Genomic DNA, 24802 nt, shown 5'->3' on the forward strand with positions numbered 1-24802 from the left:
GAGCCCGTTCGTCGTTCTTATCGGCAAAGCCACGCATCAGAAATGCCTGCGCGGCGTAAACGCAAACCGCTGTGGCGAATAGCGAGAGTGGTTAGGGAACTTGCTGACCGTCGCTCGTCAATTTGAATTTACCGATGTTGGCAGCGATCCGCTCAAGCGCTGGAACAAGCGTGCCGTTCTTGAATGCCACGCCCAGAATCCCATCCACCCATCTTTCATCGGCTATATTGCAGGCGACCCGATAGTGGATCTCTGTGGCATCCATGGAGGACAAATCTTCGGGACTCTCCGGCAGCCAAGTCCCCCCGCCGGTGTCGTCGAGGAATTTTCCAAGATCAGCCGGATTCTCAAGGGTGTGGATAAGTCGGAATATGTCTTCCGTCACGGCATGATAGCGGTCGTTCGCCTCGTCATAGAATTCCGATGGAGGGAGCGTCCGTAGGGTGCCGGTTGTACTCACAAGAAACGCAAGCCATTCGCCACGATCTGAGAACGCTTCGAACATACCGGTAGCTCATTCAATCCGCTGAAAGGAATTTTCGCGCGGCATAAAGACTGATCGCCGCGGCATTCGACACGTTGAGTGAACGGATGACGCCCGGCATGTCGAGCCGTGCCAGCGTGGTCACCGTCTCGCGCGTCTTCTGGCGCAGGCCTTTGCCTTCGGCCCCCAGCACCAGCGCGATCTTTTCTCCGGCAAAGCTCTTTTCGAGTTCGGCCGGGCCGTCCGAATCAAGCCCGATCGTGCGAAAGCCGGCCTCGTGCAACTGGCCGAGCGCGTCGGCCAGGTTCTTCACTTCGATCTGGTCGATATGCTCCAGCGCGCCGGAGGCGGATTTCGCCAGTACGCCTGATTCCTGCGGGCTGTGGCGCGCGGTGGTGATCAGCGCGCCGGCGCCGAAAGCCACCGCCGAGCGCAGGATGGCGCCGACATTGTGCGGATCGGTGACCTGGTCGAGCACCAGCACCAGCTTGGTGTCGCCCAGCGCATCGAGGCGCTTGGGCTTCAGCGGCTCCGCCTCGATCAGCACGCCCTGATGCACGGCGTCCGACCCGGTGATCTTGTCGATGTCTCTCGGTTCGACCAGTTCGGCTTTGAAAGGCAGCCCGGCGAGATCGGCTATCTCCAGGCGCTCGGCCGCATTGCGCGTCACCAGCATCTTCCGGATCTTGCGGCGCGGATTGTCGAGCGCCGCTCGCACCGTGTGCAGGCCATAAAGTCGCACCAGGCCGTCGGCTGCGTTCTCGCCGGGCGGCACGGGCTGGCGTGGCTTGAATGCCGGCGCGCCACCGCTTTTCTCGTCGCGAAAGGCGCGGCGCAGCTTGGCGTAGTGGGTATCTTTCGGGGTATTGGAATTGTTGCTCATGGCCGGCTTCTATAGCTGTCTCCTGCGGCCAGCGATATGCCCTGTCGCCGCAGCCGGCGAACAACATCGAAAAACCCTTCCTGCGCGGTTGACACCCAATGGCCTTGCCGCCATAAGGCGCTTCGCTGGTTTCGGAGAAGACACAACTCGGGTCCGAATTGGCGCGAATGCCTCGTTGCATGGCTCCGGCGGCAGACTGGAGAGGTGCCCGAGTGGTTAAAGGGGACGGACTGTAAATCCGTTAGCTTAGCTTACGTTGGTTCGAATCCAACCCTCTCCACCACTGCCGGCCCGGAAGCCCTGAAACGTAAAAGCATCGGAGACGAAAAGCGCATGGCGCTTTTCCTGTGAATCCGATACTTCAGTGCAAGGCGCGGGTATAGCTCAGTGGTAGAGCAGCAGCCTTCCAAGCTGAATATGCGGGTTCGATTCCCGCTACCCGCTCCAGCTAATTTCCTGATGCCAACAGCATCACTGCGGTCCCAACTTTGTAGAGGCCGTGCCAAAGCCCTGCCATGCAGCCTCCAACGATCAGAATGTAGCCGAGATAAGCTTGCCACCTGTTAGCTGTCTTCGGCGTCGGGAGGGGTGGGTACTTTGCCCGTATCTCCAGGATTTCTTCCCGCAATTGTGGATCCAAAGGCAGATCATCGTATTGAATGCGAAACTTCAGTCTTCTCATGCCACCAAGGATCACGGCTAGGGCTATCCAGGTCAGCACGGCAAGCCAGAGGCTGATAACGTAAGGCTGCGGATAGAAAGAGCGAGAGCTATTCTGGCAGGCTTCCGGAAAAGTGGTGCGGCCAATGAATGACCTCCTGCCCCAGCTTGACAGCCACCACCCGTGATCAGCCGTTGCAACGCCAACAAGGAATCCGGCCAAGAGCAACGAACCGCCAACGATCCATAGATACGATATTCGGTTTTCAACGTCTGTAATCGCGGCGACTGCGCACTTCGCCGCGACGGGCATCAGCAGCAGGGCAAAAACGATGGAATAAACGATCTGCGACATCACAATAGCAGAAAACGACACCGAGCATTTTCCGAGATCTGCTGTAAGGCCGAATGATCGAGAAAACAGTGTTGCGAATTCAGGATCCGCTTGGGAGAAAAATGCGTAGATGAAGGCGTGCAACATCAGAACCGAAGTGCCGGAAATGACAGAAGCCCGATGATTGTCTCTGCCCTTTAGTTCCCACGCCGACTTCATGCTTCATCACCACCCAAGTTGCCTTAAAGTGATGACATAAAACGGGTTAATCTACGATTGCACGACCAACGGTTGTCGTGGGCAACCAACCTTGCCGTCGGAAAGTTGATCCTGTGCGAGGCCGATCCCCCGCACAGGACGCAGAAACGCCGTCAGCCTCATGGAATATGCCTTATGGGCGGCCGTGCGGACGCGCACCTCGGCAACTCTCCAAACAACTCTTGTCAGCTGTTGAACGCCGAAGCCACCTGGTGCTGTTGTGGCACTTGGCCGTTCGGCGTCAGCTTGTCGACGATGCCTGGCAAAGCCGTGGACAACTGCTTGAGCAGTTCCCCCTCATCCATGCCGGTGCGTTGCGCGATCTCGCGGATGACCTGCGGCCCAAGCGCTGCTCCGAGATCATTGGCGTTGATCGACTGGTTCTGCCCGGTGCCGACCCAGGAGTCGGCGGCGTTGCCGTGACCGGCATCCCTGAGCTTGTCGAGCAGGCCGCCCAGACCGCCGAGCAGGCCGCCGTCGCTGGCGGTGGTCCCGGCAGGCGTTGGGGCGGCTGGTGCGGGTGCTTGATCCGGCTGTTCGGCGCTTCTGCCGCTCAGCATTTTTCCGACCAGCAATGCGCCAAGCGCGATCATCAGCGGTTTGGTGATGTTGCCGCCGGGAACGGCGTTGTCAAAAAGTCCCATAGTGGATCCTCCATTTCAACCAAGCCCAGCCCATCTTCAACAATGGCGCATCCGGGCGGAATTTCAAGTTGGCTTGAGGTTTTGACAATCATATGAAAATGTCGGGTCGGCAGGGGATGGAGAGGAAAAAATGGGTATCATCAGCTGGATCATTCTCGGCGCCATCGCCGGCTTCCTGGGCAGCAAGATCGTCAACAAGACCGGCCAGGGCCTGATCATGGATATCGTGCTCGGCATTGTCGGCGCCATTGTCGGCGGCGTGATCTGCAGCCAGATTTTTGGCGTGGGTGTCACTGGTCTCAACATCTCCAGCCTGATCGTCTCAGTGGTTGGCGCGATAGTTGTGCTGTGGGCCTACCACCAGTTCAGCGGACGCCGGACGCTCTAAGCGTCAGCCGGATGATCTAAAATTTCGAATTTCTGCTGGGGCAAGACCGGCTTCGGGCTTGCCTATGGCATCAACACCGCATCGGCCGCGGCGAAGAAGATCAGCGTTCCGGCGATGAACACCGCCCAGCCGACAAGCGACTTGCGGATGGCGGCCTTGTGCTCGGCGTCGGAGTTCTTGTTCTGGTCAAAATCGGTCATGGGCAAGCTCCCTTGGCTGATTGATCATGGCGTCGTCGGATAGACGATACATCGCCGAATAGACGATCAATCTGGCCTCCGCAACATCAGAGGCAGTCGCTCGGCTGGCGATGCTACGCCACCACCGTCAGCCGGCGCTTGCGCTGGTCCAGCGACACAATGGTCAGCCCGCTGCCCACCACCAGCAGGATGCCGCAGACCGCCAGCGCATTGGGGAACTGCCCGAACACCAGCAGGCCCGAAATAACCGCCCAGACGGTGAAGCAGTAGTAGAACGGTGCCACCGCGCTGGTCGGTCCGATACGATAGGCCATGAAGATGAAGAAATGGCCGAAGATCAGGAAAAACCCGGCGCCGGCCATCAGCAGCAGGTGGCGCGCCTCGGGCATCACCCAGCGCTCGGAAACCAGATGCGCGGCACCGGCGCCGATCAATACCACCACCACGGCGGAAATCGCCACGATCATCCCCGGCACCTCTGCCGGCACACGCCGGCCGGCAAGGTCGCGCGCGGCTGCCAGTGTGGCGTTGCCGAGCGCCAGCAGCGCGTAGACCGATATGCCTTGCATCGTCGGCTGCGCCACCATCAGCGCGCCGATGAAGCCAAGCCCGATCAGCGCCATCCGCTGGCCGCCGATGCGCTCGCCAAACAGGATCGACGAGCCGACCAGCATCAAAAGCGGCGTGATTTGTCCGAGCGCCGTGGAATCGGCGATCTGCATGTTGGCGAGCGCCACGACGTAACAAAGGATCGCCGCCATCTCGAGCAGGTTCCGGCGCAGCACATGGCCGTCGAAGATCAGCGGGATCTGTTTGCCGTAGCCCAGCAGGAACAGCAGCGGGAAGCCCCAGAGCGTTGCCGCGACTCCGCGCAGGAACAGCACCTCGTAGGACGGCAGACCTGCCGTCGCGAGTTTCATCATCGTGTCGTTGACCAGGTACGACCCGGTCGAGACGATCATGAACAGCGGGCCGCGGATCGAGGCAGGGATGAAATGCATGGGATCAGGAGATCAGACCTCGGTGGCCGCTGCAATGGGCCATCAACTGGCCGTGATCCAGACAGGGATTGGCGGCAAGAGCACTTGATACAGGCCTCGGTCGATCGGCCTGTCACCCATTTCATTTCACGCATCGCCTTCCTATATCAGCGCCACATCCCTGCAATCGGATCCCAGGTTCGGACTGAGTGAGACGGCACCCGGCCAAAAGACGCTTGTGTTTTTTGGCCTTTGTCGCTAATCGCCCCGCATTCGACTGAACTGAAGGTCAAGGCCGTCCAAGGAAAGAGACTATGGCAAAAGGTAAATTCGAGCGTAACAAGCCTCATGTGAACATTGGCACGATTGGTCACGTTGACCATGGCAAGACGTCGCTGACGGCGGCGATCACGAAGTATTTTGGCGAGTACAAGCGCTACGACCAGATCGATGCGGCGCCGGAAGAGAAGGCACGCGGCATCACCATCTCGACGGCTCACGTCGAATACGAGACGGCTGCCCGCCACTACGCCCACGTCGACTGCCCCGGCCACGCCGACTATGTGAAGAACATGATCACCGGTGCCGCGCAGATGGACGGCGCGATCCTGGTCGTGTCGGCTGCCGACGGCCCGATGCCGCAGACCCGCGAGCACATCCTGCTCGCCCGTCAGGTCGGCGTGCCGTCGATCGTTGTGTTCCTCAACAAGGTCGACCAGGTCGACGACGCCGAGCTGCTCGAACTGGTCGAGCTCGAGGTTCGCGAACTGCTGTCGAAGAACGAATTCCCCGGCGACGACATTCCGATCGTCAAGGGTTCGGCGCTGGCTGCTCTTGAAGATTCGAACAAGACGATCGGCGAAGACGCGATCCGCGAGCTGATGGCTGCTGTCGACGCCTACATCCCGACGCCGGTTCGTCCGCTCGACAAGCCGTTCCTGATGCCGATCGAAGACGTGTTCTCGATCTCGGGCCGTGGCACGGTTGTCACCGGTCGCGTCGAGCGTGGCATTGTCAAGGTTGGCGAGGAACTCGAGATCATCGGCATCCGTCCGACGACCAAGACGACCTGCACGGGCGTKGAAATGTTCCGCAAGCTGCTCGATCAGGGCCAGGCCGGCGACAACATCGGCGCGCTGCTGCGYGGCGTTGATCGTGAAGGTGTCGAGCGCGGCCAGGTTCTGGCCAAGCCCGGTACGGTGAAGCCGCACAAGAAGTTCGTGGCCGAAGCCTACATCCTGACCAAGGACGAAGGTGGCCGTCACACGCCGTTCTTCACCAACTACCGTCCGCAGTTCTACTTCCGCACGACTGATGTGACCGGCATCGTGTCGCTGCCGGAAGGCACCGAGATGGTCATGCCTGGCGACAACATCACGGTCGATGTCGAGCTGATCGTGCCGATCGCCATGGAAGAGAAGCTGCGCTTCGCCATCCGTGAAGGCGGCCGCACCGTCGGTGCCGGCATCGTCGTCACCATCAAGGAATAATCCAGACCGGCTCTGCCGGTTGGATAAGAAAAGGGCGGTCTTCGGGCCGCCCTTTTTTGTTTGCTTGCCGTGCAGAACAAGTCTTGCGCGGTTGTTTCGAAGCTATTGCAAGCACCGTTGCCGCAACTATTATAGGTTGCGTCGAAGGGGCTTTTGCCAAGAGTGGTTTTGGGGCGTCGTTCAAACAATACCGCAAGTTGGTGGCGTGCGCTGGCTCGGCTGGTGCCGGTGCTTGCGATGATGATGGTTGCCTTCACCGCGAAGGCCGATAACTCAGCCGACCCGAAAACATGGAATCCCGATACCTGGTACCTTCAGCATCTTCTGTCCGATGGTCTCTCGGAGATGCAATTTGTCGTCGTCCGCAGCAACGCGGCTGGCTGCGAGCCCAACTGTCCGGAATGGATTTCAGCTGAAGGCGCCATCGAAGCCGGAACGCCGGCCAAGCTCAAGCGTATATTGAAGACGCTCGGTCGCCGCCACCTGCCCATCATCATCAGTTCTCCCGGCGGCAGCGTCGACGCCGCTCTCCAGCTCGGCCGAATAATCCGCAAGAACAAACTCGATGTAGCCGTCGGTGTCACCAAATTCTCCGGCTGTCAGCCGGGGATGGACCTTTGCCGGGCCGACAACGGCAAGGGCACTGCCTATTTCGGCGTCGCGTCCGACGGCGGTGCCATGTGTAATTCCGCCTGTCCGCTGATGTTTGCCGGAGGTGTCCAACGCCTGGTCGGGCGATGGGCTTATCTGGGCGTCCACCAGATCACCACGACATTCCAACGCCAGCAGGTCTACTACCGCACCACGTACAGAATTGTGCGTGGCAGGAAGAAGATTATCAGCAGCAAGATCATCAGCCGTACGAATGCCGGCACCTACAAGACCTACGAGATGAGCAAGGCGGTTGAAAGGAAGCTGTCGGCCTATCTCACGGAAATGGGAGTGGGGCAGGGTGTTCTCGAGGTCATGAAAGCCACACCCGCGGGTGACATCCGCCAGGTCGCCCTCGACGACATGACCACGATGAAGCTGGTCACCAGCAAGGGCACTGTCGACCTGCTTATATGGGCGGGCATATGCCGGCGAAGTCCGGCGCCGACGAACTGCAGGGAAATCCCTGCAAACGACAAGCCGGCCGCCGTGGCGGCGATTGAGGCTAAGCCCGCCCCCTCCCAACCGGCTCAAGTCTCACTTTCGCAGCCTGCCAAGGCAGCACCAATCCGGCCCATGAAGGCAGTACTGACCCAGCCTGCCAAGGCTCCGCCCTCCAAGCCGTTCTGGGCAGCGCCAGGAAATGGGGCGCCGGAGATGCGCTTTATGGTCGTTCGCGGCAGCGACGCGCTCTGCAATCCCGACTGCCCGGAATGGATCTCGGCCGAAGGCGCAATCACGCCTCAGGCCCCGCAGAGGCTTGGCCAGTTGCTCGCCATGCTTGGCAAAAGGCGGCTGCCCGTTGTGATCAGCTCACGGGGAGGCGACCTGTTCAGCGCTTTGAGGGTGGGTCGGCTCATCCGGGAACGGGCGCTCGACGTCGCGGTCGCCCGCACCAATATCACCGGCTGCGATCCGGTAGGCGGAGCTTGCTTGGCCGACAACGGCGCCTATGTCGGGCTGATCAGCGATTTTGGCGTGGAGTGCGATTCAGCCTGCGCGCTCGTGCTTGCCGGCGGCGCCAAGCGGCTGGTCGATCCCGAGGCTCGGCTCAGCATGTACACAATGGGGCAGAAGCGGGTAGTCAAAACCTACCTGGAAGAGATGGGGATCAATGCCGGTCTGTTCGCGGCGCTCGAGCAGCGCTCGGTCGAGCGCCAGCTCGAACCCGACATGATGCTGAGGGTTGGATTGATCACCGGGCCGCAATCGGTGGATTTGCTGACAGGCCCGACCATTTGCAAATCGGCGCCAAAACCGGACAATTGCCGGGCTTTGTCATCGGCGAATGCCGAGGCAAAGACGCCGCCTAAACTTTAGCATTGTCGCGTTGGCCATGAGGCAGGCCGGTGCCGACGACGGAAGAGAAGCTGCGCTTCGCCATCCGTCAAGGCGGCCGAACCGTCGGTGACGGCATCGTCGTCACCATCAAGGAGCAATCGAGACCGACTACAGCCGGATCGACAAGAAAAGGGCGGTCTTCGGGCCGCCCTTTTTCGTGATCCGGGACCTGTACCCACCCTGTTGCAAGCGCCATCGCGGCAACTAGTATAGGTTGCGTTGAGGGAGCTTTGCGAAAGAGTGGTTCCAGGGCGCTGTTTCGATGGGAAGGGGTGGTGGTCGCAAGCGCTGGCCGGTCTTGCGCTGTTGATTGCGACAGTGCTGTCTGTCCCGGCGGCGCAGGCGCAGGAGCAGTCGCGTGAGATTCCGCCGATGCGGTTCACCGTCGTGCGCAGTGCTGCGCCGGGCTGCGAGCCCAATTGTCCGGAATGGATATCGGCGGAAGGCACCATCGAGGCGGACACGCCGTCACTCTTCAAACGCACGCTCAAAACGCTCAAGGGACGGCAATTGCCTGTCGTCGTCAATTCGCCCGGCGGCAATGTCGATGCCGCACTCGCACTTGGCAGGATGATCCGCAAGAACAAGCTCGATATCGCCGTTGGCACGACGGTTTTTTCCGGCTGCAAGCCGGAGGTGAAGAATTGCGGCGACAACAAGGGCAAGGGTGCCGACTATTTTGGCATGGCTTTTGACGACGAGGCTATGTGCAATTCTGCCTGTCCGCTTATGTTTTCCGGCGGTATTCGCCGCGTGGTCGGAGATTTCGGTTATCTCGGCGTCCACCAGATCACAACCACATATCACCGGGAGAAGCTGCTCTACCGGACCACCTATCGGATCGTGAACGGCAAGAAGAAGGTGATCAACACCAAGGTAATCAGCCGGAAAAATGCCGGCAGCTACAAGACCTACGAGATGAGCAAGGCGGTCGAGAAGACGCTTTCCGCCTACTTGAAGGAAATGGGAATCGGCGACGGCGTGCTTGTCATGATGAAGGCGACGCCGGCCAGCGACATCCGTCAGATCGGGCTCGACGATATGCTGACGATGAAGTTGGTGACCAGCCGCGACGCCGTGGGGCTGTTGACCACCGCAAGCTTGTGCGCGATGCAACAGCCGGCCCCGAATTGCCGGGAGATACCGAGCTCTGCAAACGATGCGACGCCATCGGCGGCTGCGACTGGCAAGGCCGGGGATATCGTGCCGGTTGGACCGGAGACCGCGAAGGCCGGAGCGGACATGCGCTTTGTCGTGGTTCGCGGCAGCAATCCGCTGTGTAATCCCGACTGTCCGGAATGGATCTCGGCGGAAGGCGTGATTACGAGTCAGACGCCGCAGAAGCTGCGCCAGTTGCTCGCCACGCTGGGCAATCGGCGCCTGCCTGTCGTGATCAGCTCACGGGGAGGTGACCTGTCCGGCGCTCTGGCAGCGGGCCGGCTTATCCACGAAAGGAAGCTCGACGTCGCCGTGGCCCGGACCGATTTCGTCGATTGCGACCCAGGAGCATGGAATTGCCTGGCCAAAGAGGGCGCCTATGCCGGATTGAGCATCGATGCGGGCGTGGAGTGCGATTCGGCCTGTGCGCTGATGCTTGCCGGCGGCGCGAGAAGGCTTGTCGGTCCCGAGGCGCGGCTCAGCCTGTACCCGATGGGACAAAAGCAGGTGGTCAAGGCGTACCTCGAGGAGATGGCGATCGGTCCCGCTTTGTTCAAAGCGATCGCGGGACGCTCGACCGAGGGCCGGCTTGAACCGGACACCATGCTGAAGGCGGGACTGACAACGGGACCGCAATCGGTCGACGCACTGACCGGCGCGACGATTTGCAAGGCTGTTCCCAGGCCAGACAATTGCCGCGGCCTGCCGCCCGCCAATGCGGCGGCCGACGCGCCCGCAAAGCTGTAGCGCGCGGTTTTCGGAAACTGGCCATCGAGGCAGGTTGAGCTGTCTTAGATCTTTCCGCTATCGTCGCGGCCGGTGGCGCCGGGGCTGGGGGAGGATCGATAATGAGCCGGGATGTTCCGACACTCTACGAATGGGCCGGCGGCAGTGACGCCCTGAACCGGCTGACACAGACCTTCTACGACAAGGTGGCAACGGATCCCGTCGTTGGGCCGGTGTTCAAGACCATGTCGCCGGACCATCCCGCCCATGTCGCCGCCTTCATCGGCGAAGTCTTTGGCGGACCGAAGACCTACAGCGAAAAGTTCGGCGGCCACCGCGAGATGGTCATGCATCATCTGGGCAAGCATTTGACCGAAGAGCAGCGCCGCCGCTGGATCAACCTGCTCGCCGACGCCGCCGATGCCGTCGGTCTGCCCGACGATCCCGAATTCCGCTCGGCCTTCACAGGCTATGTCGAATGGGGATCGCGGCTGGCCAAGATGAACTCCAATCTCGGCGAAACCTGCGATCCCGAGACCGAACCGATGCCGGCCTGGGGCTGGGGCGTACCCGGCGGGCCATACACGCCACCGGCCGGGAAATCGTAGCCGTTGCAAACAGGCAGACCCTGCGGCCGGTCACCAGCGCCCCGGAATTCCGGCAGAGATCAGGCGGCTTTTGCCGAACCGTCGAAGCTGCGCAATTCCTGCAAACCTCGGCAAAGATGGCGCCACAAAAAGCTGGGACGCTGATGCATCGTTGAGGCTTTTGTGATGCTGATCGCCCATCTGCCATCGGGATACATTCTGGGTCGGTTCGCGCGGGGACGCTGGCGTGAGGCGCCCGGCATCATGATTGCCGCGATAACCGGTAGCGTCATCCCCGATATCGACATGCTGTATTTCCATTTTGTCGACGGCGGACGCACCCACCACCATGCCTATGTCACTCATTGGCCGCTGTTCTGGGCGGCGACCGGGCTGTTGTCGCTGGTTCTCGTCAGCTGGTGCGCCAGGCCGTATCTGGCGGCTACCGGCGCCTTTTTTGCCGCCGCCATGGTGCACATGGTCCTGGACACCTTGGCGTCTCCCATATTGTGGCTGATGCCGTTTGACCGCCATGCACTTGAACTGGTTACGGTTCCGGCCAGATACAAAAACTGGGTCTTGAGTTTTGTTTTGCACTGGACGTTCGCACTCGAGCTTCTGACATGCGGCTGGGCGCTTTGGCTTGGATATGGAAGAACCCAGCCTGCCGCGAGCGCCTCATGAGGTGCCCGCAAAAGGGAGTGAGCGATGACTGCCGAGGACTTCAAGATCGTGCGCTGGCGCGAGTGGGACGGCCCCGGTATCGAGCATCTCGAACTGCGCGAGCGGGCAGGAGAGGTCCTGGCCGACTCCGTCGTCATTTGCTCCGGCCAAACGCCTTTTGCCGTCCGCTATCGCATAGAATGCGACGCGAACTGGCGCGCCAGGAGTGTCACTGTCGACATGATCGGCTCCGGCCGGGCACTGGTTCTTGCCTCCGACGGTGACGGCCGCTGGACACTGGACGGTCTGCCGATGCCAGAACTGGACGGCGTGCTCGACCCTGATCTCACCGTCACCCCGTTCACCAACACGCTGCCGATCCGGCGCTTGCGGCTTTCCACCGGGCAGAGAGCCGAGATCACCACCGCTTTCATCGAATTCCCGGCGCTCACGGTCGTCAGCAACCCGCAGCGCTACACATGCCTCGAGGAGGGCAGGCGATATCTCTATGAATCGCGCGCCAGCGACTTCAAGCGCGAACTCGAGATCGACCGCGATGGGCTGGTCGTTGACTATCCCGATTTCTGGCAAAGGGGATGAAGGCGCGTTTGCGTGCAAACCGCTCTTTACAGAGAGCGCGGAAGCTTTTAGGAAGCCCCTGCTGCGCCGAGGCGCGCGCGATACGGGCATAGCTCAGTTGGTAGAGCGGCGGTCTCCAAAACCGCAGGTCGTAGGTTCGAGCCCTGCTGCCCGTGCCATTTCAAGAATGGCCATTGGAAACGATTTTTCGTGCCCGCCTTTGAAAACCGGCGACACGCTTGCCATATTAGGCTGATTGGGGCATAAGGGCGCCATAGCCGGGACGGAACGACTGGATGGTTCCGAGGCGGTGTTTGGTCATAAAGCGGACACTTGCCACTTGCGTGGATCAAGAATCGGTTTTATGTAGACAGAACAGACACGCGACGCGTGGAGCTGGGAAACCGGCTTTACGCGTCTGATTTGCATGGGCGAAATGATTGCGCTGATTCGGCGCGATACTGGGCTCAGGCGGCACGTCCCGGCCAGCGGGATCATCCAGGAGACCCGGCCAACGGGTCTTGAAGACAGAGCGGCATATGGCTTCGAAAACCACAAATCCTTTCGTCTTTCTCCAGCAGGTTCGCTCGGAGACCGCCAAGGTGACTTGGCCGTCGCGGCGCGAAACGATGATCTCGACGGTGATGGTTCTGGCCTTCGCTGTGATTGCGATGATTTTTTTCTTTAGCGCCGATCAGTTGATGGGCTTCGCGATCGAACAGATTCTGGGCATTGGACGCTAAGTCCGGCGACTACGGAGAAGTCTAAAAAAATGGCTGCGCGCTGGTACATCGTCCACGCTTATTCGAACTTTGAAAAGAAGGTCGCCGAGGACATCGAGAACAAGGCCAAGCAGAAGGGCCTGTCCGCCGATATCGAGCAGATCGTAGTGCCGACCGAGAAGGTCGTCGAGGTTCGCCGTGGCCGCAAGGTCGATGCCGAGCGCAAGTTCTTCCCGGGCTACGTGCTCTTGAAGGCCAACCTGACCGATGCCGTGTTCTCGCTGGTGAAGAACACGCCGAAGGTCACCGGCTTCCTGGGTGACTCCAAGCCGGTGCCGATCACCGAGGCGGAAGCACAGCGCATCCTGAACCAGGTGCAGGAAGGCGTCGAGCGGCCGAAGCCCTCGGTCACTTTCGAGATCGGCGAAGCGATCCGCGTTTCGGACGGTCCTTTCGCGTCCTTCAACGGTTTCGTCCAGGAAGTGGACGAGGAGCGGGCGCGGCTCAAGGTGGAAGTTTCGATCTTCGGGCGCGCCGTGCCTGTCGATCTGGAATTCGGACAGGTCGAAAAGGGCTGATCCGAATCTCTGGCGCCGGTTTGGCGATCAGGGGAGGCGGCGCGGAAGCGCGTGGCCTGAGTACGGTGGGAGACGAATGGGGCTTTAGCCGGCCGCATGGATCGCACCACCAGACTGCAACCGCCGGTGTTTCCCAGATGATTGGGGCCGGCATAGACAAAGGCAGGAAAAGAGATGGCTAAGAAAATTGCAGGCCAGCTCAAGCTCCAGGTGAAAGCGGGATCGGCGACGCCGTCTCCCCCGATCGGCCCGGCGCTTGGTCAGCGTGGCATCAACATCATGGAATTCTGCAAGGCGTTCAACGCGCAGACCCAGGAAATGGAAAAGGGATCGCCGGTTCCGGTCGTCATCACCTATTACCAGGACAAGTCGTTCACCTTCGTCATGAAGACGGCACCGGTGAGCTACTTCCTGAAGAAGGCGGCAAACCTCACGTCGGGTTCGAAGGAGCCGGGCAAGGTCAAGGCTGGCACCGTTTCGCGCGACAAGGTTCGCGAGATCGCCACTGCCAAGATGAAGGATCTGAACGCAAACGACGTCGAGGCGGCCATGCGCATGGTCGAGGGCTCCGCCCGCTCGATGGGTCTGGAAGTGGTGGGCTGAGATCATGGCAAAGATTGCAAAGCGTGTATCGAAGACCCGCGAAGGCATTGATCCCAACAAGGCTTATGCCTTGGGCGATGCGTTGAAGCTGCTCAAGGACCGTTCCTCGGTCAAGTTCGACGAGACCATCGAAGTCGCGATGAACCTCGGCGTCGACCCGCGTCATGCCGACCAGATGGTCCGCGGCGTGGTCAATTTGCCGAACGGCACAGGCCGCTCGGTTCGCGTTGCCGTGTTCGCTCGTGGCGACAAGGCGGAAGAGGCCAAGGCCGCAGGCGCCGACATCGTCGGTGCCGAGGATCTGGTCGAGATCGTCCAGAAGGGCACGATCGATTTCGATCGCTGCATCGCCACGCCGGACATGATGCCGCTGGTCGGCCGTCTCGGTAAGGTGCTCGGCCCGCGCGGCATGATGCCGAACCCGAAGGTCGGCACCGTCACCACCGACGTCGCCGCCGCCGTCAAGGCATCGAAGGGCGGCGCGGTCGAGTTCCGCGTCGAGAAGGCCGGCATCGTTCATGCCGGTGTCGGCAAGGTCTCGTTCGACGTCAAGGCGCTGGAAGAGAACATCCGTGCCTTCGCGGATGCGGTGACCAAGGCAAAGCCGGCTGGCGCCAAGGGCAACTACGTCAAGAAGGTGTCGGTCACCTCGACGATGGGCCCGGGCCTCAAGCTCGACGTCTCGACGCTCGCCGCGTCCTGATACGAACATCTTGGATCGGCCGCTAAGCGGCTGATCCGCAAGTGAATTCCGGGCCTCCGACTTGTTGGTGGCCCGGTACCGGAAGCCGAGAGGCTTCCGGACATCCTGTCCGAGATTGCAGGCGGCCCAGAAGCCTTAATTCAATTGGGCCTGCATGAGACGGGTGAAAACCGGACAACGGAGCGACAAGCTCCAATGAAAGGTTCGAACCGTGTTTGCCTTTTGTCTGCGCATCGTCGGCTTGGCCGTCGGTGTGGCGAAAGGGGGCAGGATCCTCGAGCGTCGTTCGGGAGATCCGTTACTGGATGGCCCGGCCGGCAAAAGGCAACCCGACGCCTGTCCTCGTCAATGGGAATGTTCCCGTTGAACAGGGTAGGGGTCAACTGGAGATAGGCAGTGGACAGAGCGGAAAAACGCGAACTCGTCACGGGCCTGAATGATGCGTTTTCGGGCGCAGGTTCAGTCGTAGTGGCCCACTATGCCGGTATCACCGTCGCGCAAATGAACGACCTTCGGTCGAAAATGCGCGCTGCCGGTGGCACCGTTAAAGTCGCGAAGAACCGTCTCGCCAAAATCGCTCTTCAGGGCACGGACTCCGCATCGATCATCGACCTGTTCAAGGGACAGACGCTGATTGCTTATTCGGAGGATCCGATTGCGGCGCCGAAGGTCGCGTCCGATTTCGCCAAGGGGAATGAGAAGTTGATCATTCTCGGCGGCGCAATGGGCACAACCTCGCTCAATGCCGATGGTGTGAAGGCACTCGCCACACTTCCGTCGCTCAATGAGCTGCGCGCCAGGCTGGTTGGCATGATCGCCACGCCGGCAACCCGGATCGCCCAGATCGTCAATGCGCCAGCGGCTTCGGTCGCGCGCGTCATCGGCGCTTACGCCCGGAAGGACGAGGCGGCATGAGGCCGTTCCTCGCTATCACAAACACACGTTCGAACCTTATGAAGGAATACAACAATGGCTGATCTCGCAAAGATCGTAGACGACCTTTCGAAGCTGACCGTCCTCGAGGCGGCCGAGCTGTCGAAGCTTCTGGAAGAAAAGTGGGGCGTTTCGGCTGCTGCTCCGGTGGCGGTTGCCGCTGCTGGCGGCGGTGCAGCCGCTGCTGCTCCGGTTGAAGAGAAGACCGAATTCGACGTCGTCCTCGTCGAGGCCGGCGCTCAGAAGATCAACGTCATCAAGGAAGTCCGCGCCATCACCGGTCTTGGCCTCAAGGAAGCCAAGGATCTGGTCGAAGCGGCTCCGAAGCCGGTTAAGGAAGCCGTTTCCAAGGCTGACGCTGACAAGTTCAAGGCCCAGCTGGAAGCAGCCGGCGCCAAGGTCGACCTGAAGTAAGCGTAAAAGCGGCGGACGGCCTCGCGCCGTCCGCCACTCCTTTCGGCCGAAGGGAGGACGCGTAGCGCGAGATGTACGAGAACCTCTTTCCTGAGGGCCACAGCCGGCCCTCAGGAAACGGGTTTTCTCCCGTTTTAGCCGGCCGCCGCCAAGCAATTGGTTGGGGCGGACGGAGAACAGACAGAGAGCCGCCGCCCAGGCGGCTCGGTATGCAAGGCGGGCCGCGGCGAGGCCCGTCCCGAGTTTAGAGCTAAGGAGCGACGATGGCCCAGACCCAGACTTTCAATGGCCGCAGACGCGTACGCAAGTTCTTCGGAAAGATTCCGGAAGTTGCGGAGATGCCGAACCTGATCGAGGTTCAGAAGGCGTCCTATGACCAGTTCCTGATGGTGGACGAGCCCAAGGGCGGACGTCCGGACGAGGGACTGCAGGCTGTTTTCAAGTCGGTCTTCCCGATCTCCGATTTTTCCGGCTCCTCGATGCTGGAGTTCGTGAAGTACGAGTTCGAAGGACCGAAATTCGACGTTGACGAATGCCGTCAGCGCGACCTGACCTATGCCGCGCCGCTGAAGGTGACGCTGCGCCTCATCGTGTTCGATATTGACGAGGATACCGGCGCCAAGTCGATCAAGGACATCAAGGAGCAGGACGTCTACATGGGCGACATGCCGCTCATGACCTTGAACGGCACCTTCATCGTCAACGGCACCGAGCGCGTCATCGTCTCGCAGATGCACCGTTCGCCGGGCGTTTTCTTCGACCACGACAAGGGCAAGTCGCACTCGTCGGGCAAGCTTTTGTTTGCCGCGCGCGTCATTCCCTATCGCGGTTCGTGGCTCGACATCGAGTTCGATTCCAAGGACGTCGTGCACGCCCGCATCGACCGTCGCCGCAAGATTCCGGTGACGTCGCTCTTGATGGCGCTCGGCATGGATGGCGAAGAGATCCTGTCGACCTTCTACAACAAGATCACCTACAAGCGTGCCGGCGACCATTGGCGCATCCCGTTCAACGTCGAGCGTTTCCGCGGCCTCAAGGCTGTCGGCGACCTGGTCGACGCCGATACGGGCGAGGTCGTTGTCGAGCAAGGCAAGAAGATCACCGCCCGTCAGGCCAGGGCGCTTGGCGAAAAGGGTCTCAAGGCGATCAAGGCGACCGACGAGGATTTGCTCGGCAATTACCTGGCCGAGGACATCGTCAACTACGCCACCGGTGAGATCTTCCTCGAAGCCGGCGATGAGATCGACGAAAAGACGCTGAAGGTGTTGCTCGGCACGGGCGAGAACGAGATCAAGGTTCTCGACATCGACCACGTCAATGTCGGCGCCTACATCAGAAACACGCTCAACGTCGACAAGAACGAGAGCCGCCAGGACGCGCTGTTCGACATCTACCGTGTCATGCGCCCCGGCGAGCCGCCGACGCTCGAGACCGCCGAAGCCATGTTCAACTCGCTGTTCTTCGACAGCGAGCGCTACGATCTGTCGGCCGTTGGCCGCGTCAAGATGAACATGCGCCTCGAACTCAAGGCCGAGGACACCGTGCGCGTGCTGCGCAAGGACGACATCCTGGCCGTGGTCAGGACGCTGGTCGAACTGCGCGACGGCAAGGGCGAGATCGACGACATCGACAATCTCGGCAACCGTCGCGTGCGTTCTGTCGGCGAGCTCATGGAAAACCAGTACCGCGTCGGCCTGCTGCGCATGGAGCGTGCGATCAAGGAGCGTATGTCCTCGATCGAGATCGACACGGTGATGCCGCAGGACCTGATCAACGCCAAGCCGGCGGCTGCCGCCGTGCGCGAGTTCTTCGGTTCCTCGCAGCTGTCGCAGTTCATGGACCAGACCAACCCGCTGTCGGAGATCACCCACAAGCGTCGCCTGTCGGCGCTTGGACCGGGCGGTCTGACCCGCGAGCGCGCCGGCTTCGAAGTGCGCGACGTGCACCCGACGCATTACGGCCGTATCTGCCCGATCGAGACGCCGGAAGGCCCGAATATCGGTCTGATCAACTCGCTGGCCACCTTCGCACGCGTCAACAAGTACGGCTTCATCGAGAGCCCGTACCGCAAGATCGTCGACGGCAAGCTGACCAATGACGTCGTCTATCTCTCGGCGATGGAAGAAGCCAAGCACCATGTCGCGCAGGCCAACGCCGAGCTCGACAAGAATGGCGGCTTCGTCGACGAGTTCGTCATTTGCCGCAGTGCCGGCGAAGTGATGATGGCGCCGCGTGAAAACGTCGACCTGATGGACGTGTCCCCCAAGCAGATGGTGTCGGTGGCCGCGGCCCTGATCCCGTTCCTCGAGAACGACGACGCCAACCGCGCTCTGATGGGCTCGAACATGCAGCGTCAGGCCGTGCCGCTGGTGCGCGCCGAGGCGCCGTTTGTCGGCACCGGCATGGAGCCGATCGTTGCCCGTGACTCAGGCGCCGCCATCGGCGCTCGCCGCGGCGGCATCGTCGACCAGGTGGACGCGACGCGTATCGTTATCCGCGCGACGGAAGATCTCGATCCGGGCAAGTCCGGCGTCGACATCTACCGGCTGATGAAGTTCCAGCGTTCGAACCAGAACACCTGCATCAACCAGCGTCCGCTGGTGCGTATGGGTGATCGGGTCAACAAGGGCGACATCATTGCCGACGGTCCGTCGACCGAGCTCGGTGATCTGGCGCTCGGCCGCAACGTGCTGGTCGCGTTCATGCCGTGGAATGGCTACAACTACGAGGACTCGATCCTGCTCTCCGAGCGCATCGTCGCCGACGACGTCTTCACCTCGATCCACATCGAGGAGTTCGAGGTCATGGCGCGCGATACCAAGCTCGGTCCGGAGGAAATCACGCGTGATATTCCGAACGTTTCGGAAGAAGCGCTGAAGAACCTCGACGAAGCCGGCATCGTCTATATCGGTGCGGAAGTTCAGCCGGGCGACATCCTGGTCGGCAAGATCACGCCGAAGGGCGAAAGCCCGATGACGCCGGAAGAGAAGCTTCTGCGCGMCATCTTCGGCGAAAAGGCTTCGGACGTGCGCGACACTTCGATGCGCATGCCTCCGGGCACCTTCGGCACCGTCGTCGAGGTGCGCGTGTTCAATCGCCACGGTGTGGAGAAGGACGAGCGCGCCATGGCGATCGAGCGCGAGGAGATCGAACGCCTCGCCAAGGACCGCGACGACGAGCAGGCCATTCTGGACCGCAACGTCTATGCGCGTCTTTCCGACGTGCTCGTCGGCAAGGAAGCAATCGCTGGACCGAAGGGCTTCAAGAAGGGCTCGACGCTGTCCAAGGATACGCTCGACGAGTATCCGCGTTCGCAGTGGTGGCAGTTTGCCGTGGAGAACGAAAAGCTCCAGAGCGAACTGGAAGCCCTGCGTGGCCAGTACGACGACTCCAAGAAGGCGCTCGAGCAGCGCTTCATGGACAAGGTCGAGAAGGTCCAGCGCGGCGACGAAATGCCTCCGGGCGTCATGAAGATGGTCAAGGTCTTCGTGGCGGTGAAGCGCAAGATGCAGCCGGGCGACAAGATGGCCGGCCGTCACGGCAACAAGGGTGTCGTGTCGCGCATCGTTCCGGTCGAGGATATGCCTTTCCTCGAGGACGGCACGCATGCCGATATCGTGCTCAACCCGCTGGGTGTGCCGAGCCGCATGAATGTCGGCCAGATCCTGGAAACGCATCTGGGCTGGGCTTGCGCAGGCATGGGCAAGAAGATCGGCGAGCTGATCGACGCGTACAAGGTGGCGGGCGACATCAAGCCGCTGCGCAAGACGCTCGAGAGCTTCATTCCGGCGAATGACCGCAACGAGCCGGTCCGTGATTATGACGACGAGAGCATTGTTCGCCTCAGCGAGCAGATGCGCCGCGGCGTCTCGATCGCGACCCCGGTGTTCGACGGCGCGCACGAGGCTGACATCAACATCATGCTGGAGCAGGCGGGCCTGCACACATCAGGTCAGTCGCAGCTCTATGACGGACGCACGGGCGAGCCGTTCGATCGCAAGGTGACGATGGGCTATATCTACATGCTCAAGCTTCACCATCTCGTGGACGACAAGATCCACGCGCGTTCGATCGGTCCGTACTCGCTCGTCACCCAGCAGCCGCTGGGCGGCAAGGCGCAGTTCGGTGGCCAGCGCTTCGGCGAGATGGAGGTCTGGGCGCTGGAAGCCTACGGCGCCGCCTACACGCTGCAGGAAATGCTGACGGTGAAGTCGGACGACGTCGCTGGCCGCACCAAGGTCTACGAGGCGATCGTCCGCGGCGACGACACCTTCGAGGCCGGCATTCCGGAGAGCTTCAACGTGCTCGTCAAGGAAATGCGGTCTCTCGGCCTCAATGTCGAGCTGGAGAACACCAAGCTCGACGACAACCCGATCCGGCTGCCCGACGCGGCCGAGTAAGGCTACGGCGCGCCGCATAAGTTGCGGCGCGCCAAACGAATTCGACGGCCAGTGGCCGACAAAGACGGCGGGCGTTTGGTCCGCGTTAGATGCAAGGGGTTTTCGAGGACCCCGAAAAGGAGAACGGCATGAACCAAGAGGTCATGAATCTCTTCAATCCGCAGGCGCCGGCGCAGGTGTTCGATTCCATCCGGATATCGCTCGCCAGCCCTGAGAAGATTCTGTCCTGGTCGTTCGGCGAGATCAAGAAGCCGGAGACCATCAACTACCGCACCTTCAAGCCGGAGCGTGACGGTCTTTTCTGCGCGCGCATTTTTGGCCCGATCAAGGACTATGAGTGCCTGTGCGGCAAGTACAAGCGCATGAAGTACAAGGGCGTCATCTGCGAGAAGTGCGGCGTCGAAGTCACGCTGTCGCGCGTCCGCCGCGAGCGCATGGGCCATATCGAGCTCGCCGCTCCCGTCGCTCACATCTGGTTCCTGAAGTCGCTGCCCTCGCGCATCGGCACGCTGCTCGACATGACCTTGAAGGACATCGAGCGCGTCCTCTACTTCGAGAACTACATCGTCACCGAGCCTGGCCTCACCGCGCTGAAGGAGCACCAGCTGCTCAGCGAGGAAGAGTACATGATCGCCGTCGACGAATATGGCGAGGATTCGTTCACCGCCATGATCGGCGCAGAGGCCATTCATGACCTTCTGGCCGGCATGGACCTGGAGAAGATCGCCGGCGACCTGCGTTCGGAACTGGCTTCGACCACGTCCGAACTGAAGCAGAAGAAGTATCTGAAGCGGCTCAAGGTCGTCGAGAACTTCATGGAATCCGGCAATCGTCCGGAATGGATGATCATGAAGGTGGTTCCGGTGATCCCGCCGGACCTGCGTCCGCTGGTTCCTCTGGATGGTGGACGTTTCGCGACGTCCGACCTGAACGACCTCTATCGCCGCGTCATCAACCGCAACAACCGTCTGAAGCGGCTGATCGAGCTGCGCGCTCCCGGCATCATCGTGCGCAATGAAAAGCGCATGCTGCAGGAAGCCGTCGACGCACTGTTCGACAACGGCCGTCGCGGCCGCGTCATCACCGGTGCCAACAAGCGTCCGCTGAAGTCGCTGTCCGACATGCTCAAGGGCAAGCAGGGCCGGTTCCGCCAGAACCTGCTCGGCAAGCGCGTCGACTATTCCGGCCGCTCGGTCATCGTCACCGGTCCGGAGCTCAAGCTGCACCAGTGCGGCCTGCCGAAGAAGATGGCGCTCGAACTGTTCAAGCCCTTCATCTACGCCCGTCTCGACGCCAAGGGTTACTCCTCGACCGTCAAGCAGGCGAAGAAGCTGGTCGAGAAGGAACGTCCGGAAGTCTGGGATATTCTTGACGAGGTCATCCGCGAGCACCCGGTGCTGTTGAACCGTGCGCCGACGCTGCACCGCCTCGGCATCCAGGCGTTCGAGCCGATCCTGATCGAAGGCAAGGCGATCCAGCTGCATCCGCTGGTCTGCACGGCCTTCAACGCCGACTTCGACGGCGATCAGATGGCCGTTCACGTGCCGCTGTCCCTGGAAGCGCAGCTTGAAGCCCGCGTGCTGATGATGTCGACCAACAACATCCTGCACCCGGCTTCCGGCGCGCCGATCATCGTGCCGTCGCAGGACATGGTTCTCGGTCTCTACTATCTCTCGATCGTCAACCAGAACGAGCCGGGCGAGGGCATGGTGTTTGCCGACATGGGCGAACTCCAGCATGCGCTCGAGACCAAGGCGGTGACCCTGCACGCCAAGATCAAGGGCCGCTTCCGCACGGTCGACGCCGAAGGCAAGGTCGTGTCGAAGATCCATGACACCACGCCTGGCCGCATGATCATCGGCGAGCTTCTGCCGAAGAACGTCAATGTGCCTTACGAGACCGCCAACCAGGAGATGACCAAGAAGAACATCTCCAAGATGATCGACACCGTCTACCGCCACTGCGGTCAGAAGGAGACGGTCATTTTCTGCGATCGCATCATGGCTCTCGGCTTCGCTCATGCCTGCCGTGCCGGCATTTCGTTCGGCAAGGACGACATGCTGATCCCGGATAGCAAGATCAAGCTGGTCTCCGACACCGAGGCTTTGGCCAAGGAATACGAGCAGCAGTACAATGACGGCTTGATCACGCAGGGCGAGAAGTACAACAAGGTCGTCGACGCCTGGGCCAAGTGCTCGGAAAAGGTCGCCGACGAGATGATGGCCCGCATCAAGGCGGTCGAGTTCGAGGACAATGGCCGTCAGAAGCCGATGAACTCGATCTACATGATGTCGCACTCCGGTGCGCGTGGCTCGCCCACCCAGATGCGTCAGCTCGCCGGCATGCGCGGCCTGATGGCCAAGCCGTCGGGTGAAATCATCGAGACGCCGATCATCTCGAACTTCAAGGAAGGCCTGACCGTGCTCGAGTACTTCAACTCGACCCACGGCGCCCGCAAGGGTCTGGCCGACACCGCCTTGAAGACGGCGAACTCGGGTTACCTCACCCGCCGTCTGGTCGACGTGGCGCAGGACTGCATCGTCAACTCCGTGGATTGCGGCACCGACAAGGGCCTCACCATGCAGCCGATCGTCGATGCCGGTCAGGTTGTCGCTTCGGTTGGTCAGCGCGTGCTGGGCCGTACCTCGCTCGACGACATCAACCATCCGGTGACCGGCGACCTGCTGGTCAAGGCCGGAACGCTGATGGACGAGCGTGACGTGGAGCAGATCGAAAAGGCCGGCGTCCAGTCGGTCCGCATTCGCTCGGCACTGACCTGCGAGGTCAGGATCGGCGTCTGCGCGGTCTGCTACGGTCGCGATCTGGCGCGCGGCACCCCGGTCAACCAGGGTGAAGCCGTCGGCGTCATCGCGGCGCAGTCGATCGGCGAGCCGGGCACCCAGCTCACCATGCGTACCTTCCACATGGGCGGTACCGCGCAGGTGGTGGATAGCTCGTTCCTTGAAGCCTCGTATGAGGGCAAGGTCGAGATCCGCAACCGCAACGTGGTGCGCAACTCCGACGGCCAGCAGATGGTCATGGGCCGCAACATGGCGGTGCTGATCCTCGACGAAGCCGGCAAGGAGCGCGCCTCGCACCGTCTCACCTATGGTTCGCGTATCTTCGTGGACGATGGTGACAAGGTGAAGCGCGGCCAGCGTATCGCCGAGTGGGATCCCTATACCCGCCCGGTCCTCACCGAAATCGAGGGCAGGGTGTCGTATGAGGATCTGGTCGACGGCATTTCCGTTCAGGAAACGGCCGACGAGTCGACCGGCATCACCAAGCGTGAGGTCATCGACTGGCGCTCGACGCCGCGCGGCAACGATCTGAAGCCGGCGATTGCCATTCAGGACGCCAAGGGCAAGGTCGGCAAGCTGTCGAAGGGTGGCGACGCCCGCTTCCTGCTCTCGGTCGAGGCCATTCTCTCGGTCGAGCCGGGTGCGCAGGTTCGTCCCGGCGACGTGCTGGCACGTATCCCGATGGAAAGCGCCAAGACCAAGGACATTACCGGCGGTCTGCCGCGTGTTGCCGAACTGTTCGAGGCACGTCGTCCGAAGGATCACGCCATCATCGCCGAGATCGATGGCACGATCCGCTTCGGCCGCGACTACAAGAACAAGCGTCGCATCATCATCGAGCCGCATGACTCGACGCTTGAGCCGGTCGAATACCTGATCCCGAAGGGCAAGCCGTTCCATCTCCAGGACGGCGACGTCATCGAGAAGGGCGACTACATCCTCGACGGCAATCCGGCACCGCACGACATCCTGGCGATCAAGGGCGTGGAAGCACTTGCTTCCTACCTCGTCAACGAAATCCAGGAAGTCTACCGTCTGCAGGGCGTGTCGATCAACGACAAGCACATCGAGGTGATCGTTCGCCAGATGCTGCAGAAGGTCGAGATCACGGTGCAGGGCGACTCGACCTACATTCCGGGCGACCACGTCGACGTGATCGAACTGGAAGAGGTCAACGAGCGCCTGATCGAGGACGGCAAGAAGCCGGCCGAAGGTCAGCCGGTGCTCTTGGGCATCACCAAGGCATCGCTGCAGACGCCGTCCTTCATCTCGGCCGCCTCCTTCCAGGAGACGACCAGGGTGCTGACGGAAGCCGCGGTTGCCGGCAAGACCGACATGCTGCAGGGCTTGAAGGAAAACGTCATCGTCGGCCGGCTGATCCCGGCCGGTACCGGCGGCACGATGAGCCAGATCCGGCGCATCGCCACCTCGCGCGACGAACTGATCATCGACGAGCGCCGCAAGGCCTCCGGTGTGGAAATCGCCGAGCCGATGCTGGCCGATATGACAACCGCCGCGCAGTAAGCGCGGCGGCAGCAATTCCCAACAGGAATTGCGCCAGAACAAAAGATAGAGCGGTTCGGCGTTTCCTGGAAACGATGAACCGCTCTTGGATATCTCAG

At 61.2% G+C, this 24802-nt stretch carries 21 protein-coding genes and 3 tRNA genes; 18 read left to right on the top strand and 6 right to left on the bottom strand.

Going from position 1 to position 24802, the window contains the following annotated elements; genetic code table 11:
- Positions 1-91: 91 nt before the first annotated feature.
- Positions 92-505 (bottom strand): hypothetical protein, encoded by a 414-nt coding sequence (locus AC1DX4_RS17220; protein WP_477221434.1) that lies wholly within the window; start codon positions 503-505, stop codon positions 92-94.
- Between the two features lie 13 nt (positions 506-518).
- Positions 519-1367, bottom strand: coding sequence for a TrmH family RNA methyltransferase (locus AC1DX4_RS17225; RefSeq protein ID WP_477221435.1), 849 nt, complete (start codon positions 1365-1367; stop codon positions 519-521).
- Positions 1368-1565: 198 nt separating this feature from the next.
- Between AC1DX4_RS17225 and AC1DX4_RS17230 the strand changes: the two genes are divergently transcribed.
- Positions 1566-1650: transfer RNA gene (locus tag AC1DX4_RS17230), tRNA-Tyr, on the top strand.
- 90 nt (positions 1651-1740) lie between these two features.
- Positions 1741-1814, top strand: a tRNA-Gly gene (locus AC1DX4_RS17235).
- Between the two features lies 1 nt (position 1815).
- On the opposite strand, the gene AC1DX4_RS17240 is transcribed toward AC1DX4_RS17235, so the two are convergent.
- Both AC1DX4_RS17240 and AC1DX4_RS17245 read right to left on the bottom strand, forming a co-directional pair.
- A complete protein-coding gene (locus AC1DX4_RS17240) occupies positions 1816-2580 on the bottom strand; it encodes a hypothetical protein (protein ID WP_477221436.1) in 765 nt (254 codons plus the stop codon).
- 224 nt (positions 2581-2804) lie between these two features.
- Complete coding sequence (locus AC1DX4_RS17245) at positions 2805-3263, bottom strand: YidB family protein (protein WP_477221437.1); 459 nt, start codon at positions 3261-3263, stop codon at positions 2805-2807.
- 130 nt (positions 3264-3393) lie between these two features.
- Here AC1DX4_RS17245 and AC1DX4_RS17250 point away from each other — a divergent pair, with 130 nt between their 5' ends.
- A complete protein-coding gene (locus tag AC1DX4_RS17250) occupies positions 3394-3651 on the top strand; it encodes a GlsB/YeaQ/YmgE family stress response membrane protein (RefSeq protein WP_477221438.1) in 258 nt (85 codons plus the stop codon).
- A gap of 62 nt (positions 3652-3713) precedes the next feature.
- Here AC1DX4_RS17250 and AC1DX4_RS17255 read toward each other — a convergent pair whose 3' ends face one another.
- Together AC1DX4_RS17255 and AC1DX4_RS17260 are read right to left on the bottom strand one after the other, a co-directional pair.
- Positions 3714-3851, bottom strand: a complete 138-nt coding sequence (locus tag AC1DX4_RS17255) for a hypothetical protein (RefSeq protein ID WP_164548697.1) — start codon at positions 3849-3851, stop codon at positions 3714-3716.
- 113 nt (positions 3852-3964) lie between these two features.
- The gene (locus tag AC1DX4_RS17260; RefSeq protein ID WP_475450922.1) at positions 3965-4852 is read right to left on the bottom strand and encodes a DMT family transporter; all 888 of its coding nucleotides are present in this window, start codon (positions 4850-4852) and stop codon (positions 3965-3967) included.
- 293 nt (positions 4853-5145) lie between these two features.
- Here AC1DX4_RS17260 and tuf point away from each other — a divergent pair, with 293 nt between their 5' ends.
- From tuf to rpoC, 15 genes are all read left to right on the top strand, one after another.
- A complete protein-coding gene (gene tuf / locus AC1DX4_RS17265) occupies positions 5146-6321 on the top strand; it encodes an elongation factor Tu (RefSeq protein WP_023723394.1) in 1176 nt (391 codons plus the stop codon).
- A gap of 237 nt (positions 6322-6558) precedes the next feature.
- Complete coding sequence (locus tag AC1DX4_RS17270) at positions 6559-8292, top strand: COG3904 family protein (protein WP_477221439.1); 1734 nt, start codon at positions 6559-6561, stop codon at positions 8290-8292.
- A 261-nt stretch (positions 8293-8553) separates the two neighbouring features.
- Positions 8554-10218, top strand: a complete 1665-nt coding sequence (locus tag AC1DX4_RS17275; protein ID WP_477221440.1) for a COG3904 family protein — start codon at positions 8554-8556, stop codon at positions 10216-10218.
- Positions 10219-10319: 101 nt separating this feature from the next.
- On the top strand, positions 10320-10805 hold the full coding sequence (locus tag AC1DX4_RS17280) for a group II truncated hemoglobin (RefSeq protein ID WP_477221441.1): 486 nt from the start codon (positions 10320-10322) through the stop codon (positions 10803-10805).
- Between the two features lie 165 nt (positions 10806-10970).
- Positions 10971-11468, top strand: a complete 498-nt coding sequence (locus AC1DX4_RS17285) for a metal-dependent hydrolase (RefSeq protein ID WP_477221442.1) — start codon at positions 10971-10973, stop codon at positions 11466-11468.
- A 24-nt stretch (positions 11469-11492) separates the two neighbouring features.
- Positions 11493-12047: a putative glycolipid-binding domain-containing protein gene (locus tag AC1DX4_RS17290; protein ID WP_477221443.1), complete on the top strand. Its 555-nt coding sequence runs from the start codon at positions 11493-11495 to the stop codon at positions 12045-12047.
- Positions 12048-12129: 82 nt separating this feature from the next.
- A tRNA-Trp gene (locus AC1DX4_RS17295) sits at positions 12130-12205 on the top strand.
- Positions 12206-12565: 360 nt separating this feature from the next.
- Entirely contained in the window at positions 12566-12769 is a 204-nt protein-coding gene (gene secE, locus AC1DX4_RS17300; RefSeq protein ID WP_027044964.1) for a preprotein translocase subunit SecE, read from the top strand.
- A 29-nt stretch (positions 12770-12798) separates the two neighbouring features.
- Positions 12799-13326 (top strand): transcription termination/antitermination protein NusG, encoded by a 528-nt coding sequence (nusG, locus tag AC1DX4_RS17305; protein WP_010909261.1) that lies wholly within the window; start codon positions 12799-12801, stop codon positions 13324-13326.
- 174 nt (positions 13327-13500) lie between these two features.
- The gene (rplK, locus tag AC1DX4_RS17310; protein WP_013531410.1) at positions 13501-13929 is read left to right on the top strand and encodes a 50S ribosomal protein L11; all 429 of its coding nucleotides are present in this window, start codon (positions 13501-13503) and stop codon (positions 13927-13929) included.
- Between the two features lie 4 nt (positions 13930-13933).
- On the top strand, positions 13934-14632 hold the full coding sequence (gene rplA, locus AC1DX4_RS17315) for a 50S ribosomal protein L1 (RefSeq protein WP_477221444.1): 699 nt from the start codon (positions 13934-13936) through the stop codon (positions 14630-14632).
- 396 nt (positions 14633-15028) lie between these two features.
- Positions 15029-15547 (top strand): 50S ribosomal protein L10, encoded by a 519-nt coding sequence (rplJ, locus tag AC1DX4_RS17320; RefSeq protein ID WP_477221445.1) that lies wholly within the window; start codon positions 15029-15031, stop codon positions 15545-15547.
- Between the two features lie 54 nt (positions 15548-15601).
- Positions 15602-15979: a 50S ribosomal protein L7/L12 gene (gene rplL, locus AC1DX4_RS17325; protein WP_477221446.1), complete on the top strand. Its 378-nt coding sequence runs from the start codon at positions 15602-15604 to the stop codon at positions 15977-15979.
- A gap of 263 nt (positions 15980-16242) precedes the next feature.
- Complete coding sequence (gene rpoB, locus AC1DX4_RS17330; RefSeq protein ID WP_477221447.1) at positions 16243-20379, top strand: DNA-directed RNA polymerase subunit beta; 4137 nt, start codon at positions 16243-16245, stop codon at positions 20377-20379.
- A gap of 128 nt (positions 20380-20507) precedes the next feature.
- The gene (gene rpoC, locus AC1DX4_RS17335) at positions 20508-24704 is read left to right on the top strand and encodes a DNA-directed RNA polymerase subunit beta' (RefSeq protein WP_477221448.1); all 4197 of its coding nucleotides are present in this window, start codon (positions 20508-20510) and stop codon (positions 24702-24704) included.
- Positions 24705-24802: the final 98 nt, after the last annotated feature.

It is taken from the genome of Mesorhizobium sp. P3_A8, from assembly GCF_056402995.1.

Excerpts from the sequence above, each read along its gene's own strand:
- AC1DX4_RS17220 (WP_477221434.1), bottom strand. The coding sequence starts at position 505 with ATGTTCGAAGCGTTCTCAGATCGTGGCGAATGGCTTGCGTTTCTTGTG.
- AC1DX4_RS17225 (WP_477221435.1), bottom strand. The coding sequence starts at position 1,367 with ATGAGCAACAATTCCAATACCCCGAAAGATACCCACTACGCCAAGCTG.
- AC1DX4_RS17240 (WP_477221436.1), bottom strand. The coding sequence starts at position 2,580 with ATGAAGTCGGCGTGGGAACTAAAGGGCAGAGACAATCATCGGGCTTCT.
- AC1DX4_RS17245 (WP_477221437.1), bottom strand. The coding sequence starts at position 3,263 with ATGGGACTTTTTGACAACGCCGTTCCCGGCGGCAACATCACCAAACCG.
- AC1DX4_RS17250 (WP_477221438.1), top strand. The coding sequence starts at position 3,394 with ATGGGTATCATCAGCTGGATCATTCTCGGCGCCATCGCCGGCTTCCTG.
- AC1DX4_RS17255 (WP_164548697.1), bottom strand. The coding sequence starts at position 3,851 with ATGACCGATTTTGACCAGAACAAGAACTCCGACGCCGAGCACAAGGCC.
- AC1DX4_RS17260 (WP_475450922.1), bottom strand. The coding sequence starts at position 4,852 with ATGCATTTCATCCCTGCCTCGATCCGCGGCCCGCTGTTCATGATCGTC.
- AC1DX4_RS17270 (WP_477221439.1), top strand. The coding sequence starts at position 6,559 with ATGATGATGGTTGCCTTCACCGCGAAGGCCGATAACTCAGCCGACCCG.
- AC1DX4_RS17280 (WP_477221441.1), top strand. The coding sequence starts at position 10,320 with ATGAGCCGGGATGTTCCGACACTCTACGAATGGGCCGGCGGCAGTGAC.
- AC1DX4_RS17285 (WP_477221442.1), top strand. The coding sequence starts at position 10,971 with ATGCTGATCGCCCATCTGCCATCGGGATACATTCTGGGTCGGTTCGCG.
- AC1DX4_RS17290 (WP_477221443.1), top strand. The coding sequence starts at position 11,493 with ATGACTGCCGAGGACTTCAAGATCGTGCGCTGGCGCGAGTGGGACGGC.
- secE (WP_027044964.1), top strand. The coding sequence starts at position 12,566 with ATGGCTTCGAAAACCACAAATCCTTTCGTCTTTCTCCAGCAGGTTCGC.
- nusG (WP_010909261.1), top strand. The coding sequence starts at position 12,799 with ATGGCTGCGCGCTGGTACATCGTCCACGCTTATTCGAACTTTGAAAAG.
- rplK (WP_013531410.1), top strand. The coding sequence starts at position 13,501 with ATGGCTAAGAAAATTGCAGGCCAGCTCAAGCTCCAGGTGAAAGCGGGA.
- rplA (WP_477221444.1), top strand. The coding sequence starts at position 13,934 with ATGGCAAAGATTGCAAAGCGTGTATCGAAGACCCGCGAAGGCATTGAT.
- rplL (WP_477221446.1), top strand. The coding sequence starts at position 15,602 with ATGGCTGATCTCGCAAAGATCGTAGACGACCTTTCGAAGCTGACCGTC.
- rpoC (WP_477221448.1), top strand. The coding sequence starts at position 20,508 with ATGAACCAAGAGGTCATGAATCTCTTCAATCCGCAGGCGCCGGCGCAG.